Consider the following 15,939-nt stretch of genomic DNA (forward strand, 5'->3'; position numbering starts at 1 on the left):
CAGTATTATAAAAAATAGAAAAAAGGCAGTCATTGGGCTGCCTTTTTTGTATCATACGCTTGTATCAATTGTGCCTTACTAGGCAAAATACTATCTGTGTTTATGCTGTTTGTTAGCGAGGCTATAGTTGAGGCGCTGCTATTATTATCGAGACACTATTATTGCGCCCAAATCTTAGCGTGCGATAGCGATACGGCGATTTTCTTTAAACTCGACATCCGCAGGCTGCGTTGCGAGTAGCTCACCACGCTTGTCTTTTTTCTTTTCTTGTAATGTGATTTCTGTGTTGGCAGCTTCGTCGTCGGTTGCGCCTTCACCTGCCAATAGTGGCTGATAGTTTGCATCACTGTGCTGCATGTTGAGTGCTGGTGCAGGCTGCTCGGTTTGCGCAGGTTGCATGCCAGCCGCTGCCATTACATCATTTTCTTCCTCAGTAGCTTCGTTAGTCGCCATCTCCATGGCTGCTGCATCTGTGATAGCAACTGCCTCTTCACTTTCTACAGCGCCAGGTTGAGTGGCCAGTAACTCACCATCTGGGCCTTCGACTTCAGCTTGTAAGGTATTGTCTACGGGTTCGGCCAGTTTATCCGCTGGGGTCACCTCTGCTGTGTTGACTGGGGCTGCCATCGCCATGGTTGGTAAGATAAGCGCCGCACCCATAAGTAGTGATAAAGCCGTGTTTTTCATAATAAAAATCCAAAATATAATAAGATGATTATGTACAAAACCACAAATCCGCGCATAAGATGGTGAACTTTGAGTCACTACCTTATGTGTTGATACGATCTTGTTATTATTCCCAAACGCAAAATACCAGCTCTAGGGCCAGTATTTCAGTAGTAAAGTCATTAAGGTTCTAACAGCTTGGTGTTTGCTTGTGACATTATGAAACGTTGGTAATACATTTGCGACAATATCTATCCAAGCTTGTCTTTGGTTATCTTCGTTTTTTGGCGCTTTGAGCGCATATTTAAAACAGGTTATATGCCAATCCCTTATTCATTTACCTCTTTCGTTACCTGAGGCATCTCGTCAGCATCAGGAACGCGAATCACTGGGAAAGTTTGATCCACTTCGGTTTGATTTAAGATAGCAGGATCTACTTCTTGACCGACGATAGCTGTCTGGCGACCATCTTGAATAGCGATGGCAGTACCTGCATTGGTATCAACGCGCTGTATCTGGTCTGCAGGAGCGACGATTACTTCTTTCACGCTATAAGTAGAAGGACGGATAACACGTCTGGTCTGTACGACTACTGGCTCGATACTACGCGCTTCAGCGATAGCAACTTGCGCTTCTGGTGCTTTTATTTCACTGATAACGGGAGTAGGGAAGTTGCTACCAAAGTGGTTATCACATTGCTGCATAGTCACGCGTACTGGGTTACCACTGCTGTCCATATAGACGTTCACTGGCATGTCAGCTGCGAAAGGAACATATTTACCGACTAATGCGCCAGAAACACCATAACGACCATTTGATTGACCTACGCCTAGATCACAAGCGCCTGCCTCATAGTCAGCGGTACGTAAGTTATTATCACTAACGACGCGTTCAGGAATCATGACCTCTGATAAACGCATCTTTGCAACGCTAGCTTCACCTGCACGCGGCATAGGCTCTTGGTAAGTATAAGGTGTATAGTATTTCGCTGAGCCATCTTTAACTGCCATGACACATTCATCATAAGTGTCATAACCGACGTTACCATTACCATCTGTAGTCATAGCGGCGTTGGCGTTAACGCCTGCCATAGCAAGGCCTGAAGTGAATACAGCTGCTGTTAATACATTGAATTTCATAATTATTCCCTCTCAATTATTATCATTAGTGTTTAGCAAAACTCATAGTTACTCTTAAACGCTAGTCGGTTTTTATCTTGTTGAAGCGACTTTATTATTTAGACAGAACCATCTCCTAGGAGATAGACACTTACAGTACTTAGCTTTTACTAATTGGTAAGTGCTTATTAGCAATGACTAACGCCTAGACACAAACAATACTACTTGAGCACATAAAGCATCGCTGTGTCATTCGGCTAACAATGTGTAGCATTATGTGTTGAATATCTAAAAATCAGCAGTGTCATTTACGCAAGTGATACGTTGTTAGTATTTGATAACATTGTATATGTCAAACAAGCCAGATAACCGGTAACAGATTGCACCACTGCCCACACTTATAAGAGATGGCCTAAATAAAAAAACCGCATTCTATTTATGGATAGAATGCGGTCATCAGTATTATATAGGCTGGATCAAGCTAAACTAGCTAGCTGCTAAACAGTATTTACAAATGATAGCTATAGACAGATTACTTATCTTCTACCACTTCAAAGCTCAGGCCAGAATGCTCCTCAAGGCGAGCGATAAGCTTATCGCCCATCGCAGATGCAGGCGTCCAGAATCCGCCTTTAACATCCTTGTGCGAGATGTCTTGCGCCAAACAAAGAGCAGACTGCGCCAGCATTCTTGATGTACTGCCATAACCTGGATCTCTATCGCCGGTCACTTTTGTACTGATAGAGTCGTTACTTGCGGTATAACCGAAGAAGCGAATATCGAAATAGCCATTTTCTTGCTCTGATTTAGAAGGGCCAGAGCCTGATTTTGGTAGTACGTGCTTAGAGAGTAATTCGCGGCTAGGCTTGAACATCATAGTAGTGGCAAACCCGAATAATCCTGCACTCAAAGCATAGCTCGTCAGCTGACCTTTGACGCCATCTTTCATCCACATTGCTTCGTCATATTTGAACTCACGACCATACTCATAATCTGTAAGCTGATTGGTACGATGGACGATACGGGTGTTGATACTGGCCATTACAAAAGGAGCCAACCAGCGGCCATGCTCGCTGTCATATTCAGGTTTGCTGACATTTTTTTGACGCACATTTGGCGCATCAGCATCGTCGTTGAGCAGATATGGATTAGCAACTTGCTTACGGCGTGATTTGTCTTTGCCAACCTCTTCAAAAATAGTCGCCATAGACGCAACCGTACCGCCAGATAAACCGCCCTTGGCTGCTTTGACGCGCATATGAATCTTTTCACAAACCTCATCAAACTGCTTTTCGGCCTGCTGCTGAGTGAAATACACACCCAAGTCTGAGGGAATAGAGTCAAAACCACAAGAGTTCACGATACGAGCGCCACTCTGGCTCGCTGTATCTTGATACTTGTCCATCATGTCTTTGATGAAAATCGCTTCGCCGGTTAAATCGACATAGTCAGTACCGTTATTGGCACATGATTTGATCAACGGCTCGCCGTATTTTAGATAAGGGCCGACGGTTGAAATCACCACCTTAGCTTGCTTGGTCATCTCATCGAGGCTCGCCTCATCATTACTATTAGCAATGATGATATCGACCTTTTTAGCTGAGCCTGAGTCACTGATCTCAGATTGGAGTTTTTTTAATTTTTCTTCGTCGCGTCCAGCGATGGCCCATTCGACATCATTAGAGTCTGCTAAAAACTGGGATAAGTATTTAGCAGTAATCTGACCTACAAAGCTTGTAGCACCATACAGAACCACAGCGTAGGGACGATTGTCTTGTTTTTCTACAGAGTTAGCCATATTCAATTTCCTTATACATTAGGTGATAAATCTAGATTTGCGATAACGAGACTAGTAGCTATATTAAGTCACGGACTCATAAATTCTAAGCCACAGACTAATAATAAGTCACAGACTAACAATAAGTCACGTTACGCCACTTTGTTACACATTATTTTAGGCCGGGTAGTACTAAATAATGATGAAGCTACCTTAATAAAATAGAGCAGCTTCCGTTGTCATACTCAATACTATAGGTGGTAGCAGCAGATTGTATTTTAAAGGTCTAAAGCGCTTGCCACAGGTGAAACGAGTCACCTATGCAGTCATTCAATAGTATTGTATGCTGTTATCTATTTTGCTCATAGGTATATGTCATACAGTTGTATATAAGCTCCAACAATATTGATGAACCCTGTCAAAGTGCTACAAAACTAAAGCACTAGCTACATAGGTTACACAACATAGCCCGATGCTTACTAAAATCAACGTAGCTTGGGTTTAAAGTAACCATATAAAGTTGCTAATCTATTCTCGTAAGCCAAACCTCATACCGAGGCTTTGGGCTTTTAACAATAATTTTTATAATGTAATAAATACTTTATCAATTAAACACTTTAATCACTCATGGCTTTTAGTATTACTTTCTAAGCGCTATTAAAAGCAAGTATTAAAGAAACTAGATACTGACCGCGTAAGCGCTTTATAGTAATTGAGTGCATTAAAGTTTTAAAGTTAATTCGAGGAGAAGCAATATGTTTCGCTGGGCTATTATTTTCGCTGTTATCGCACTTATCGCTAGCTTGTTAGGTTTTGGTGGTGTTGCAGGATTATCGTCGAACTTGGCATACATTTTCTTAGTGGTTGCCGTCATTTTATTCATTGTGGCTTTTGTCGGTCGCAAAATGTAGTCAGTAAGACAAGCATTAGACAAACCATTGTTAAAAAGAAAAACGTCCTACTGAAGGACGTTTTTTATGCTAGTTATCTTTTTATGGTGGTTATCTAGGTTAAATAAGCCTCTTTTAGAGTCTTGTGGGCTGTACGATATGCTGCATACGCTTCGCCAAGCGAATATCTAAACTACTAATACCACCTGTATCATCAGTAGTCAGCCGGACTTTGACAGTATTATAATTATTCTGCCATTCAGGATAATGCTCTAATGCTTCAGCATAAAAAGCCGCTTGGGTCATAAAGCTGATGGCTTCTACAAAGTCATTAAATTCGAACGATTTTACAATACTGTTTCCATCACGCTGCCATCCTGGTAAGTCTTGCAGCTGCAGGTCGACTTGTTTTTCAGATAAACTACTCATAGCAATATCCTTTATTATTATAGCGGTCACTCTAGTATAGCGCCCGCGGTTGTAGTAATCACTAACAAATACTCTTCAAAACGGTCTACGCAAGACTGACTATACTAAATCTTGATACTCAGGGTGCTTATTGATATAAGCCTCTACAAAAGAGCACTGTGGAACGACTTTTTTATCATGCTCACGAGCGTAATTCAAGGCATGTTTGACTAATGCTGAGCCCACGCCGCGTCCGCCTAGAGCCTGCGGTACGATAGTATGATCATAGATTAAGGTGTTGCCTTGATCTTGATAACTGATATAACCTGTCTGCCCGTCAATAGTGGTCTCAAAACGATTGGCTTGCTCATTATGACTAATCTGTAAATCGTTTTTCGCTTGTTGGTTACTCATAAATATTCCTTATTTAGTTATTGTTATGGCACTACTTATTAATCGCAGTCCCTGTTAATTATCCCATTTATTATAAAATCTTTAACCCTCATCATACTAGTAACTTTACTGCAGTTATAGTAAGAATAGTTACAGCAAATGTTAAAACAGCTGTCGTATTTATATGGTCTGCACTTTATGCGACTTTTATTATTCAGCTATTTGGCTATCTCCAACACAAATCCTATTTCTAACACCAATTAGACGATCCTTGTCCTATCAGGCTAGTATTGAGCTTATATATAGGCCAACCCAAGGCTAAACCAAGTACAAAACATACCACAAAGCGCGCTGTCAGCTTGCAGGGGGTGCGCTTCAATGCGATAATGAGTGAAAACTCATATTATTTATTCTGAGGCGTCATAAACACTGTTTTTATTCAGTTTTTTGATAAAAATGGTTTTACTCGCCTCTTTTATATAGTCCAGCGGAGTGTTAATGGCTCAATATATCTACACGATGAACAACGTGTCAAAACTTGTTCCGCCTAAGCGCGAAATTCTAAAAAATATCAATCTGTCCTTTTTCCCGGGTGCCAAAATTGGTGTCTTAGGTATCAATGGGGCAGGTAAGTCGACCTTGCTACGTATTATGGCGGGTGTGGATACTGAGTTCAGCGGTGAAGCACGTGCGCAGACAGGCACAAAGATTGGTTACTTGCCGCAGGAGCCACAACTCGATGACAGCAAAGATGTGCGCGGCAATGTCGAGGACGGCATGCGTGAGGCGTTAGATGCGTTAGCGCGCTTAGACCAAATCTATGCTGAGTATGCTGAACCGGATGCCGATTTTGATAAGCTCGCAGAAGAGCAGGGCAAGATGGAAGATATCATCCAAACTTGGGATGCGCATAACCTAGAGCCGCAGCTGGAAAAAGCCGCTGACGCGCTACGTCTACCGCCTTGGGATGCTGATGTCAGTAAGCTATCAGGTGGTGAAAAACGCCGTGTTGCTTTATGTCGCCTACTACTGTCACGCCCCGATATGCTGCTACTCGATGAGCCTACTAACCATCTGGACGCCGAATCAGTCGCTTGGCTTGAGCAATTCTTGCAAAACTATAGCGGCACTATCGTTGCCATTACTCATGATCGTTATTTCTTGGATAATGTGGCGCAGTGGATTTTGGAGCTTGACCGAGGCTATGGCTACCCGTATGAAGGTAACTATACTGAGTGGTTAGAGCAAAAAAACAAGCGCTTAGAGGAACAACAGAAGCAAGAAGAGTCGTTTGCCAAAGCGCTGAAAAAAGAGCTTGAGTGGATTCGTAAAAATCAAAAGGGTCAGCAAGCGAAGTCTAAGTCGCGCGTACAGCGTTTTGAAGAGCTGAACTCAAAAGAATTCCAGCAGCGAAATGAGACCTCAGAGATTTATATTCCGCCCGGTCCGCGTCTAGGTAATAAGGTTATCGAGGTCAATAACATCTCCAAATCTTTTGGCGATCGTCTGCTGTATAAAGACCTTAGCTTCAATGTACCAGCGGGCGCTATCGTCGGTATTATCGGTCCGAATGGTGCGGGTAAAACCACGCTGTTTAACATGATTACTGAGCGTGATACTCCTGATACCGGCTCTGTCGATCTAGGCGAAAGCGTTAAGGTCGCTTATGTCGGCCAGGTACGTGATAACCTCGATGACAAAAAAACCGTCTGGGAAGAGATCTCTGATGGTTTAGATATTATCACCGTTGGCGACTATACCACGCCAAGTCGTGCTTATATTGGCCGTTTTAACTTTAAAGGTTCAGACCAACAAAAGCACGTCGGTCAGCTCTCAGGTGGTGAGCGTAACCGCTTGCAGCTGGCGAAGACCTTGAAGCAAGGCGCGAACGTCCTATTACTCGATGAGCCCTCTAACGATTTGGATATCGAGACCTTGCGTGCGCTAGAAGACGCTATTCAAGTGTTCCCAGGTACAGTCATGGTGGTCTCGCATGACCGCTGGTTCTTGGACCGTATCGCCACTCATATCTTAGCCTTTGAAGAAGAAGGTCCGATTTGGTTTGACGGTAACTACACTGAGTTTGAAGCGTACCGCAAAAAGACTATGGGCGATGAAGCTGGCCCTAAGCGCATGAAGTATAAGAAAATCACCAATTAAGCGAAAAAGTCGCTTTATGTTAGTACACAAAAAGACCGCTATCAACTAGCGGTCTTTTTTTTGAAGCGTTATAGATAGTGAAGCGTGATAGATAGTAAGGTAATCAGCGTTTACGGCCAAACTTACGCTGTTTTTTATTACTAATCTCGGTAATAGCGTGGGTAATCTCTGTGTCATCGAGACTAGCCACTTGTTGCAAGATTTGCATCATATCAGGGGTCAAAATGTACTTGGCATGATGAGCGATATTATTGATACGCTGATCGAAGCTTAGTACGCCAGTCTCTGCATCTTTTTGTACATAGTTGAGACGAATAAGGGCATTGACGAAGCTCGTAAATAGTGAGCGATCAAAGAAGTCAGGAATATCATCGGCATAGAGCACAGATAGACGTTGACCCAATAGATGGCACAGATCGACCACTTCGCTTTCAGTTAGATTGCCTGAGCCTTGCTGTGCAAGCAGCGCTAGCGTCATAAAGTAACGTTCAAGGCTTTGCTCGATAGGTGTCGCGAGTACTTGTAGCTGCTGATAGCGGCTACTGTTCGTTTCAGGGGCGCTGAGGACGCCATCTTCTAATTCAACAATTAGCCCATGGTCAATCAAGTTATCTATCTTTTGATTGAGGACCGCTTGCAGGCTCTGCGCTGAATAATATAAAAATAGCTCACCTTGCAAAAACGGATACAGCTGCGAGACGATATTATCTAAGCGGCTACGCTCAATACGGCCATTACGAGCGACGAGCGCAGCTAAGAAAGAGAGTAGGATAAAGACATGCAAAATGTTGTTACGGAAGTAACTGAGCAGCGCTGCTTGCTTGCCTGCGACTTGAATGATATCTCCTAAGATATGCGGTATGCGCTCGATGAGCTTGAGCTTGATACCATAATCGATGATGTCTTGGGGACTCATATCGGTCACAACCGTATCATCGGCATAAGGCAGGGAGCGGGCAATGCCTTGATACAGAGCGATTTGTTCGCGGCATATATCTTCATCGAGCGCCGCTTTTGGCGCTGATAAGAGCACTAATGACAATAAGGAAACGGGATTGACGACTGCCGCCTTATTGATATGCTGCATAATTTTGACGCCGATATTATCGACCATCGCACTAGCCTTGTTATCGAGCGGCGTATCTGTACGATCAGCAGGTAGACTGTCTGCTTTTACCTCGAACTTTTGCAAAAAGTCGCTCAAATGCAGCGGCGTACCGAAGCTTAGATGCACATTACCAAAGATACGCTCGATCTTTTTGGTGGCTTTTAATAAGCCAACCACCGACTCTGACTCTTTTGGCTTGCCTTTGAGCTCACCGATATAAGTGCCGCCCTCCATAATGCGTTCGTAACCGATATAAGTCGGAATAAACACAACTGGCTTATTGGTTTTGCGCAGTTGACTGTGTACCGTCATCGCTAGCATCCCCATCTTCGGCGGCAGCAGACGACCTGAGCGCGAACGCCCGCCTTCAATGAAGTACTCAATAGGGGTGCTACGACTGATTAAGGTGTGCATGTACTCGCGCAGCACCGCTGTATACAAGGCGTTACCGCGAAAGCTACGACGAATATAAAAAGCGACCGCGCCGCGTAATAACGGCCCTAATACTGGCACATCTAAGTTATCACCGGCTGCTACATAAGGAATGCTCAAGCCGCGCTTATAGATCACATAAGACAATAATAAATAATCCACATGACTACGATGACAAGGCACGTAGATAATCTCGTGATCGGTGGCAAGCTCTCGTACCCGCTCAAAATGATGCACTTCCACGCCATCATAGAGCTGTGTCCACAGCCAAGTCAAAAAGCGCTCAAAGACTCTGATAATCGAGTAAGAGTAGTTATTGACCATCTCATTGGCGTAGCCGCGAGCGACATCACGCGCTTCATGTTCAGAGACGCCGGTGTCACTGGCTTCTTTTTCGATAGCATGTTTGATAGCGGGCGAATAAATCAGCTTGTCGACCAAGTTACGTCTATCGGACAAATCAGGCCCTAGCATACTCGCGCGCTGCTTATCTAAATACAGATCGAGCTGATATTGTAGGTTACGCAGTAGTTCTCGATTGGCATCAAAGGTCGCAACCAAAGCCGTGTTAGTACTAGCTGCCTGCTGGGGTTTGTTAGTCTTAGGGTTATCCGCTTCCTCTGAATCATCATTTAACTGGTTATACACGATAGTACGTAAGTCCTGCGGCGCATGAAACTGTACAAAAGTGTCGCGGCCCATGACGCCGATATTGAACAGCTGCTTAGTGATACTAGGGTCTTCCCAGTTGTCTGTCATGAGTAGCTTAAATAAGGAGTCTTCTTTTTCAGGCGCGCGTCCCCACAGAATCGATACCGGCACTAGTCTGATATTGAGATCAGGATGCTGCAACGTGGCAGCAACCAAACGCGCTAGGCGCGGTGAGAGCTGATCGTCTGTGGCTTTTGGATGGTTCAAAAAGATAATAGCTGCGTTTTCATCGATATCATGAGCTAAGTCTTTTACCCCAACGAGAGCTGGCGGCAGCTGATACTCACTAGTCTGCAAATCAATAAGGATACTGTTGGAGCGTGAGTAGTCTTGCAGTACATAAAAAGTCAGAGTCTGCTCATCATTAGCAAGCTTAGGCAGCTCGCCTAATAGCTTAGGTTTGACCGTGACGCCAAGTGCTTTTCCGGATAGTTTGCGGTAGATCTGGCTAATAGGCGCTTTACTGTAAGAGGTGCTCGCCAGCTTATCGTCATCAGCGTAGATATCGACGGCTTGGTCCGCGTCTTTAGCATGATAAGTAGTCGCTTTAGTAGCCACTGAGCTATCAGTAGGGGTAGCGCTCGACGCTTTTAAAAAGCGTTTTTTTAGGAAACGGGGTATCATAATTAAAATCATATCTGCAAAATGTAATACGCTTATGATGCCACAAAAGTACAAAAAGCGATATATGGCCTTCATCAATATCTATAGCTAATAGTATTAGTCTATTAGTCATCGAAATGCTTATGCCAAGCTATGTTAATCGATACAAAAAGTGGTTAAGATAAATGGCATTCAAACGCTTCATTTTTACTCATTCTTTGGGGTAGCTGCTTATGACTCCCGCTATTAATCTAGCCAAAACACTCAAGCTCACGTATACCATACATGAATATACGCATGAAACCAGCGCAAGCTCCTACGGGCTAGAAGCCGCCGAAAAGCTAGGCGTTGCCGCCGAACGCGTCTTTAAAACCTTAATTGTAAAGACGGACAATGGCCAATTGGCGGTAGCAGTGCTGCCAGTAAACAACACGTTAAATTTTAAAAAAACGGCTAAAGCGTTATGTTTGCATAACACTGTATCTTGCAAAAAAGTGCAAATGGCCGAGCCGCAAGAGGTGCAGCGTAGCAGTGGCTATGTACTCGGCGGGGTCAGTCCGTTAGGACAAAAAAAGCGCCTAGCAACAGTGATTGATAGTAGTGCGCAGCAACACCCAACCATCTATGTGAGCGCTGGACGTCGCGGGCTAGAGATTGAGCTGCCGGCTAGTGAGCTGGCGGCAACCCTAAAGGCGCAGTTTGCTGATATTATCGATAACGACTGCTAACTTTTTTATACCTAGCTTTATTTATGCCTAGCCCTTTTTTATAAATGTAATACTTTAATAAGGAAAATTCTATGCCGCATCTTACTATTCAAGCCACACCTAATGTCACTATCGAGCGCCCTGAGACACTCTTAAAAACACTGAACCAAGCACTGTGGAGTAGCGGACATTTCGGCAAGCCTACCGATATTAAGGCGCGTATGCTACCTATCGATAGTTTTTTAGTTGGGGTCGAAGATGATGAGCAAGAGTATGGCTTTATTTACGCGCATCTTAAACTGATGAGTGGGCGTGATATCATAGCGCGTAATCAGCTCGCTGAGATATTGGTGACCGCTATAAATGGTGAGCTGGCAAGCGATCAGTCAGGCCGCGCGGCGCTGCAGATATGCGTTGAAGTAGAAGAGATTAGCGCGGTGTATCATAAACAAATGCTTGAATAATAAGCAATCGAGTCGCAGGTTTTATACGCTTATTATCGACCATAAAAAAAAGCGCCTAATCAATAGACGCTTTTTTACTTTTGTATTAGTAGCTGTTTTTAGACGGCAACAGGCTTAGTATTAGTCTAAAAATGCAAAGTTTTCGATGTCCATTGAAGTCATGCTCTCACTTGGCGCAACCATACCTTCGGCGTGGCCTGAGGTGCGAGGTAGCAGCTTATCAAAATAGAACTCAGCAGTTTGAATTTTCGCTTGATAGAATTCTGGAGCCTCTACGCCGCCGTTTTCTAGCTTGTCATAAGCGACAGCCGCCATACGTGCCCAGTGATAACCCATCATCACATAGCCTGAGTACATTAAGTAGTCTTCTGAAGCCGCTGAGATGATTTCACGATCTTTACGCGCCATCAGCATCAAGCGTACCGTTAAGGTGTTCCACTCAGCACATAGCTTAGTCAAAGCCCATACGAATTTACGCATGTCTTTATCAAGAGCGTGCTCACTACACCACTTCATAATGCTTGAGGTGTAGTCGCGGATGATCTTACCTTTTGACTGCAAGATAACTTTACGGCCAAGTAAGTCTAGGGCTTGAACGCCGGTAGTACCTTCGTACATAGTAGCGATACGTGCATCACGAGCGATCAGCTCCATGCCCCACTCTTTGATATAACCGTGGCCACCGTAGACCTGCTGGCCGTGCTTAGCCGCTTCGATACCCAGCTCAGTCAAGAAGCCTTTAAGAATAGGCGTATAAAAGCCTAATTTATCATCCCATTTTTCAAACTCGGCATCATCACCATTAGCCACACCTTGCGACATTTTATCCGCATAGCGAGCTGAGTGATAAATCATCGAGCGGCCGCCTTCTGCAAAGGCTTTTTGCGTCAATAGCATACGGCGCACGTCAGCGTGATGGATAATCGCATCTGCTACTTTTTCAGGATCTTTTGTGCCTGATAAGGTACGCATAGAGCGGCGCTCTTTGGCATACGGTAGCGCGTTTTGGAAAGACAATTCAGTATGTGCTAGGCCTTCGATACCTGTACCGATACGCGCCGTGTTCATAAAGGTGAACATGGCTTTTAGGCCTTTGTTCGGCTCACCGATGAGGTAACCTGTCGCGGCGTCAAAGTTTAGGACACAAGTCGCTGATGAGCTGATACCCATTTTGTGCTCGATAGAGCCACAAGTGACGCCGTTACGTTCGCCAGCTTCGCCTTCTGCATTTGGCAAGAATTTTGGTACGATAAATAGTGAGATACCGCGTGTACCTTCAGGTGCATCCGGCAGGCGAGCAAGAACGATATGGACGATGTTGTCCGTCAAGTCATGCTCACCGCTTGAGATGAAAATCTTAGTACCGCTAATTTTATAGGTACCGTCCTCTTGCGGAATCGCTTTTGACTTAACTTGGCCCAAGTCAGTACCACACTGCGGCTCAGTTAGGCACATAGTACCTGACCAAGTACCTTCGACCAGCTTATGCATGTAAGTTTCTTTTTGCTCATCGGTACCGTACTGCATGATAGTGTTGATACAGCCAGTCGATAGGCCTGGGTACATAGACCATGGCCAGTTAGCCGTACCGATGATCTCAGCTTTGATTAGGTTGATCGACATCGGCAAGTTCATACCGCCGTACTCTTCAGGGTATGAGATACCTTGCCAGCCGCCTTCTACAAACTGGTTGTAAGCTTCTTTGAAGCCTTTAGGCGTAGTGACGACGCCATCTTCAAAATGACAGCCTTCTTCATCAGCAGGCTGATAGATAGGAGATAGAATGTTTTCGGCAAAATCAGCCATTCCTTGCAAGATCATGTCGACCGTTTCAGGGTCCGCGTTTTCGCCATTGTCCAAGGTTTTATAGTGTGACTGATAATCAAAGACATCATTTATTAAAAACTTAATATCACGTAAAGGGGCTTTGTAAGTTAACATAGGGACTCTCTTTGACAAGTTGAGACAACAGCCGATGATAGGTCATTAGATCTTCATCGGCGAGCTGACTATAGAAATTATGGTAAGGCTAATATAGGAATAAGATAAGGGTGAGTTATCTTGACTATAAAGGGGCGCTGCTATGACAATTATGATAAATCTAGTATAAAGAGTCTGTCGCCACAAATATACCATTTATAAATAATATTCATAACTAATAAACCATGATATTACTATTGGTTATGATAAAAGGTAAATGGGACACCGAAAATGACAGCTTAGAGCAGCTCAGTAAAATATAACATAGTTCTTGTCGCATCAGAGTCATAGGATAACTCAAAGGTAGAGGTTAGTTTAGGGTTTCATATATGTCAGTTAAGTACAGTCGATATGTCTACTACCGCTTTTTGCAGCGGCTATGGGTGACTATCAAGCGTTTGATTAGCGGTGAAGTTGAGCATTTGATGGCTGTCAATCAAAGCCGTCGGCCTTGGCATATGCCCCTTATCGCTGCTATCACGATTAGCTTTCCGGTATTTGTGGGAGCGTATTTTGAGGCGCTATCTGCCGGGATTAAAGCTTCGCTTGGGGCGATGATTATTCTGAACCTGCCCTTTGGAGGAAGCTTGCCGCAGCGTATGGTGACGGTGATGGCTTGGGGTTTTGCGATGGCGTTATGCTTCGCGTTGGGGCTTATCGCCCAGCAGCTGGCTTTTATTAAGATTCCGGTATTTGCGTTAGTGGCTTTTGCTATTGTGATCTTTGGGCGCTACTACAACCAGCCGCCGCCGGCCGGACTGTTTGTGATGATGTCTACCGCTATCGCCTTATTTATCCCTGTACCTTTGACGCAAATTGTCGCAGCGACTGGCCTTGTGATGCTCGGTAGCGGTTTTGCCCTTATCATGGCGCTGCTGTACTCGCTGTTTTTATTAGCGACACGCAAGCGCACTAATCTACCAGCTCAAAGCTATCAGCCGGAGACAATCAGTGAAAGTATCATGGTGGCCGGTTTTGTCAGTCTAGCTTTGTCTATCGCTTTAGTGCTCACGATGCCTTATCCGTATTGGGCGGCGGTGAGCTGCTTTATTATTATTCAAGGTATTCATCTACGTACCATGTGGATTAAGCAGTTTCATCGTCTGCTCGGCACGCTGATAGGCATGGGAGTGGCAGCATGGATGCTGTCTTGGCAGCTGACATTGTGGCAAGTCGCTGCCGTTATCTTGGTGCTGATGCTATGTATTGAGTCGTTAGTCGATCGCCATTATGGTCTTGCAGTGATATTTATCACGCCATTGACCGTGTTTATCGCTGAATATGGCAGTGGTCTACCGCCCTCACAGCAGCTCTATCAAGAGGTCATCCAAGCACGAATGCTAGATACCGCTCTCGGCTGTATCATTGGCCTGATAGGCGGTATGGCGATGCAATCTGCAAAGCTGCGGGCCCCGCTACATCGCTTAGAGCGCTGGCTGTTAGCGCGTTTTGGGGTTTAGAATGTTTAAAGTGCTAAGTGCTAAGTGCTAAGTGCTAAGTGCTAAGTGCTAAGTGCTAAGTGCTCTAAAATGCTTTACGTCGATGGTGATTGCAAGTCTTTTGTCGCTGCCGCAACCTCTACCGCTTGTCCGGTCCAGCGCTCAAAGCTTAGCGCTGCTTGATTGATAAGCATACCGTAACCATCCGACACTTGCGCGCCGCGCCGCGTAAAGTGCTGCAAGAACGGCAGGGCGCGCCCGTACATCATATCGTAAGCATAGTGAGTGTTCAGACTATCCGCTATCGGCAAAGTGTCCCCTGTCAGACCGATGGAGGTAGCATTGATAATCAAGTCAAACTCGCCAGTCAGCTCCGCCGTCGTACAAGTCGCAATCGCCTGCTTCTCAATCGTTTGACTCGCGGCGCTAAGCTCAGTGACTAGTGTCTGCGCTTTACTCAAAGTGCGATTGGCAATCGTTAAGGAGGCGATACCTGCTTCGATAAGCGGCAGCACCACGCCGCGCGCCGCGCCGCCTGCGCCAATAATCGCCACTCGCGCGCCATCAAGCGGCCAGCCTAAGCTTATGATGTGATTGACCAAGCCTTGACCATCGGTATTGTCACCATAAACCGCGCCGTCTTTTATGAGTAACGTATTGACTGCGCCTGCCACGTGGGCATGTTCAGATAGCCCTCCTTGCGTCTGACAGTGACTAAAGGCGATTTGTTTAAACGGCACAGTGACGTTAGCGCCTACGCCGCCGCCATAAAAAAAAGCCTCTACTACGGCGACAAAGCTGGCTTCATTATCTGGACAATACTGGCGCTGATAGCGAATATCGATATCGGTTTGGGCAGCAAAAGTCTGATGAATTTTAGGGGATTTGCTGTGATTAATGGGGTTGCCGATAACGATAAAGTGCTGAGTCATTGCGAAAATCCTATTAAGCGAGTTTGAGGGCGGTACTGGTTTTATTGCTAGTTTTGTTGTTATTTATATATCTACTTATATGTCTACTTTTGCATGGCTACTTTTGGGCTAAAGAAGCGTTTAGGGATGCAGTAGCGCTCAGTTATCATAA

General features: G+C 44.9%; 13 protein-coding genes. 5 read left to right on the forward strand and 8 right to left on the reverse strand.

Translation table 11 applies throughout. The features are described 5' to 3' along the window. Positions 1-174: 174 nt before the first annotated feature. The 3 genes from I3248_RS01710 to I3248_RS01720 all read right to left on the reverse strand — a co-directional run bounded on the left by I3248_RS01710 (position 175) and on the right by I3248_RS01720 (position 3,582). On the reverse strand, positions 175-687 hold the full coding sequence (locus I3248_RS01710; RefSeq protein WP_238062303.1) for a hypothetical protein: 513 nt from the start codon (positions 685-687) through the stop codon (positions 175-177). A gap of 308 nt (positions 688-995) precedes the next feature. After that, a complete protein-coding gene (locus tag I3248_RS01715; RefSeq protein WP_238062304.1) occupies positions 996-1,805 on the reverse strand; it encodes a hypothetical protein in 810 nt (269 codons plus the stop codon). A 511-nt stretch (positions 1,806-2,316) separates the two neighbouring features. After that, entirely contained in the window at positions 2,317-3,582 is a 1,266-nt protein-coding gene (locus I3248_RS01720) for a saccharopine dehydrogenase NADP-binding domain-containing protein (RefSeq protein WP_238062305.1), read from the reverse strand. Between the two features lie 734 nt (positions 3,583-4,316). Between I3248_RS01720 and I3248_RS01725 the strand changes: the two genes are divergently transcribed. Next, complete coding sequence (locus I3248_RS01725) at positions 4,317-4,472, forward strand: DUF1328 domain-containing protein (RefSeq protein WP_025646712.1); 156 nt, start codon at positions 4,317-4,319, stop codon at positions 4,470-4,472. 114 nt (positions 4,473-4,586) lie between these two features. Here I3248_RS01725 and I3248_RS01730 read toward each other — a convergent pair whose 3' ends face one another. Both I3248_RS01730 and I3248_RS01735 read right to left on the reverse strand, forming a co-directional pair. Continuing rightward, entirely contained in the window at positions 4,587-4,880 is a 294-nt protein-coding gene (locus I3248_RS01730; RefSeq protein ID WP_201604024.1) for a 4a-hydroxytetrahydrobiopterin dehydratase, read from the reverse strand. Positions 4,881-4,979: 99 nt separating this feature from the next. Next, positions 4,980-5,273: a GNAT family N-acetyltransferase gene (locus I3248_RS01735; RefSeq protein WP_238062306.1), complete on the reverse strand. Its 294-nt coding sequence runs from the start codon at positions 5,271-5,273 to the stop codon at positions 4,980-4,982. Between the two features lie 477 nt (positions 5,274-5,750). Here I3248_RS01735 and ettA point away from each other — a divergent pair, with 477 nt between their 5' ends. Further along, the gene (ettA, locus tag I3248_RS01740) at positions 5,751-7,412 is read left to right on the forward strand and encodes an energy-dependent translational throttle protein EttA (protein ID WP_238062307.1); all 1,662 of its coding nucleotides are present in this window, start codon (positions 5,751-5,753) and stop codon (positions 7,410-7,412) included. Between the two features lie 103 nt (positions 7,413-7,515). Here ettA and plsB read toward each other — a convergent pair whose 3' ends face one another. Beyond that, the gene (gene plsB, locus I3248_RS01745) at positions 7,516-10,287 is read right to left on the reverse strand and encodes a glycerol-3-phosphate 1-O-acyltransferase PlsB (protein ID WP_238062308.1); all 2,772 of its coding nucleotides are present in this window, start codon (positions 10,285-10,287) and stop codon (positions 7,516-7,518) included. A gap of 212 nt (positions 10,288-10,499) precedes the next feature. Here plsB and ybaK point away from each other — a divergent pair, with 212 nt between their 5' ends. Together ybaK and I3248_RS01755 are read left to right on the forward strand one after the other, a co-directional pair. Then, positions 10,500-10,994, forward strand: a complete 495-nt coding sequence (gene ybaK, locus I3248_RS01750; RefSeq protein ID WP_238062309.1) for a Cys-tRNA(Pro) deacylase — start codon at positions 10,500-10,502, stop codon at positions 10,992-10,994. Between the two features lie 71 nt (positions 10,995-11,065). After that, the gene (locus tag I3248_RS01755; protein ID WP_238062310.1) at positions 11,066-11,437 is read left to right on the forward strand and encodes a 5-carboxymethyl-2-hydroxymuconate Delta-isomerase; all 372 of its coding nucleotides are present in this window, start codon (positions 11,066-11,068) and stop codon (positions 11,435-11,437) included. Positions 11,438-11,557: 120 nt separating this feature from the next. Here I3248_RS01755 and I3248_RS01760 read toward each other — a convergent pair whose 3' ends face one another. Then, a complete protein-coding gene (locus I3248_RS01760) occupies positions 11,558-13,378 on the reverse strand; it encodes an acyl-CoA dehydrogenase C-terminal domain-containing protein (RefSeq protein WP_238062311.1) in 1,821 nt (606 codons plus the stop codon). A gap of 368 nt (positions 13,379-13,746) precedes the next feature. On the opposite strand from I3248_RS01760, the gene I3248_RS01765 reads away from it, so the two are divergent. Further along, positions 13,747-14,877, forward strand: coding sequence for an FUSC family protein (locus I3248_RS01765; protein WP_238062312.1), 1,131 nt, complete (start codon positions 13,747-13,749; stop codon positions 14,875-14,877). Positions 14,878-14,951: 74 nt separating this feature from the next. Here I3248_RS01765 and aroE read toward each other — a convergent pair whose 3' ends face one another. Next, complete coding sequence (gene aroE, locus I3248_RS01770) at positions 14,952-15,788, reverse strand: shikimate dehydrogenase (RefSeq protein WP_238062313.1); 837 nt, start codon at positions 15,786-15,788, stop codon at positions 14,952-14,954. Positions 15,789-15,939 lie beyond the last annotated feature (151 nt).

The sequence above is a fragment of the Psychrobacter sp. Ps3 genome, from assembly GCF_022129275.1.
Taxonomy (GTDB): Bacteria; Pseudomonadota; Gammaproteobacteria; order Pseudomonadales; family Moraxellaceae; genus Psychrobacter; species Psychrobacter submarinus.

Coding starts and splice junctions, on each gene's coding strand:
- I3248_RS01710 (WP_238062303.1), bottom strand. CDS start 687: ATGAAAAACACGGCTTTATCACTACTTATGGGTGCGGCGCTTATCTTA.
- ettA (WP_238062307.1), top strand. CDS start 5,751: ATGGCTCAATATATCTACACGATGAACAACGTGTCAAAACTTGTTCCG.
- plsB (WP_238062308.1), bottom strand. CDS start 10,287: ATGATACCCCGTTTCCTAAAAAAACGCTTTTTAAAAGCGTCGAGCGCT.
- I3248_RS01725 (WP_025646712.1), top strand. CDS start 4,317: ATGTTTCGCTGGGCTATTATTTTCGCTGTTATCGCACTTATCGCTAGC.
- aroE (WP_238062313.1), bottom strand. CDS start 15,788: ATGACTCAGCACTTTATCGTTATCGGCAACCCCATTAATCACAGCAAA.
- I3248_RS01755 (WP_238062310.1), top strand. CDS start 11,066: ATGCCGCATCTTACTATTCAAGCCACACCTAATGTCACTATCGAGCGC.
- I3248_RS01715 (WP_238062304.1), bottom strand. CDS start 1,805: ATGAAATTCAATGTATTAACAGCAGCTGTATTCACTTCAGGCCTTGCT.
- ybaK (WP_238062309.1), top strand. CDS start 10,500: ATGACTCCCGCTATTAATCTAGCCAAAACACTCAAGCTCACGTATACC.
- I3248_RS01760 (WP_238062311.1), bottom strand. CDS start 13,378: ATGTTAACTTACAAAGCCCCTTTACGTGATATTAAGTTTTTAATAAAT.
- I3248_RS01720 (WP_238062305.1), bottom strand. CDS start 3,582: ATGGCTAACTCTGTAGAAAAACAAGACAATCGTCCCTACGCTGTGGTT.
- I3248_RS01735 (WP_238062306.1), bottom strand. CDS start 5,273: ATGAGTAACCAACAAGCGAAAAACGATTTACAGATTAGTCATAATGAG.
- I3248_RS01730 (WP_201604024.1), bottom strand. CDS start 4,880: ATGAGTAGTTTATCTGAAAAACAAGTCGACCTGCAGCTGCAAGACTTA.
- I3248_RS01765 (WP_238062312.1), top strand. CDS start 13,747: ATGTCAGTTAAGTACAGTCGATATGTCTACTACCGCTTTTTGCAGCGG.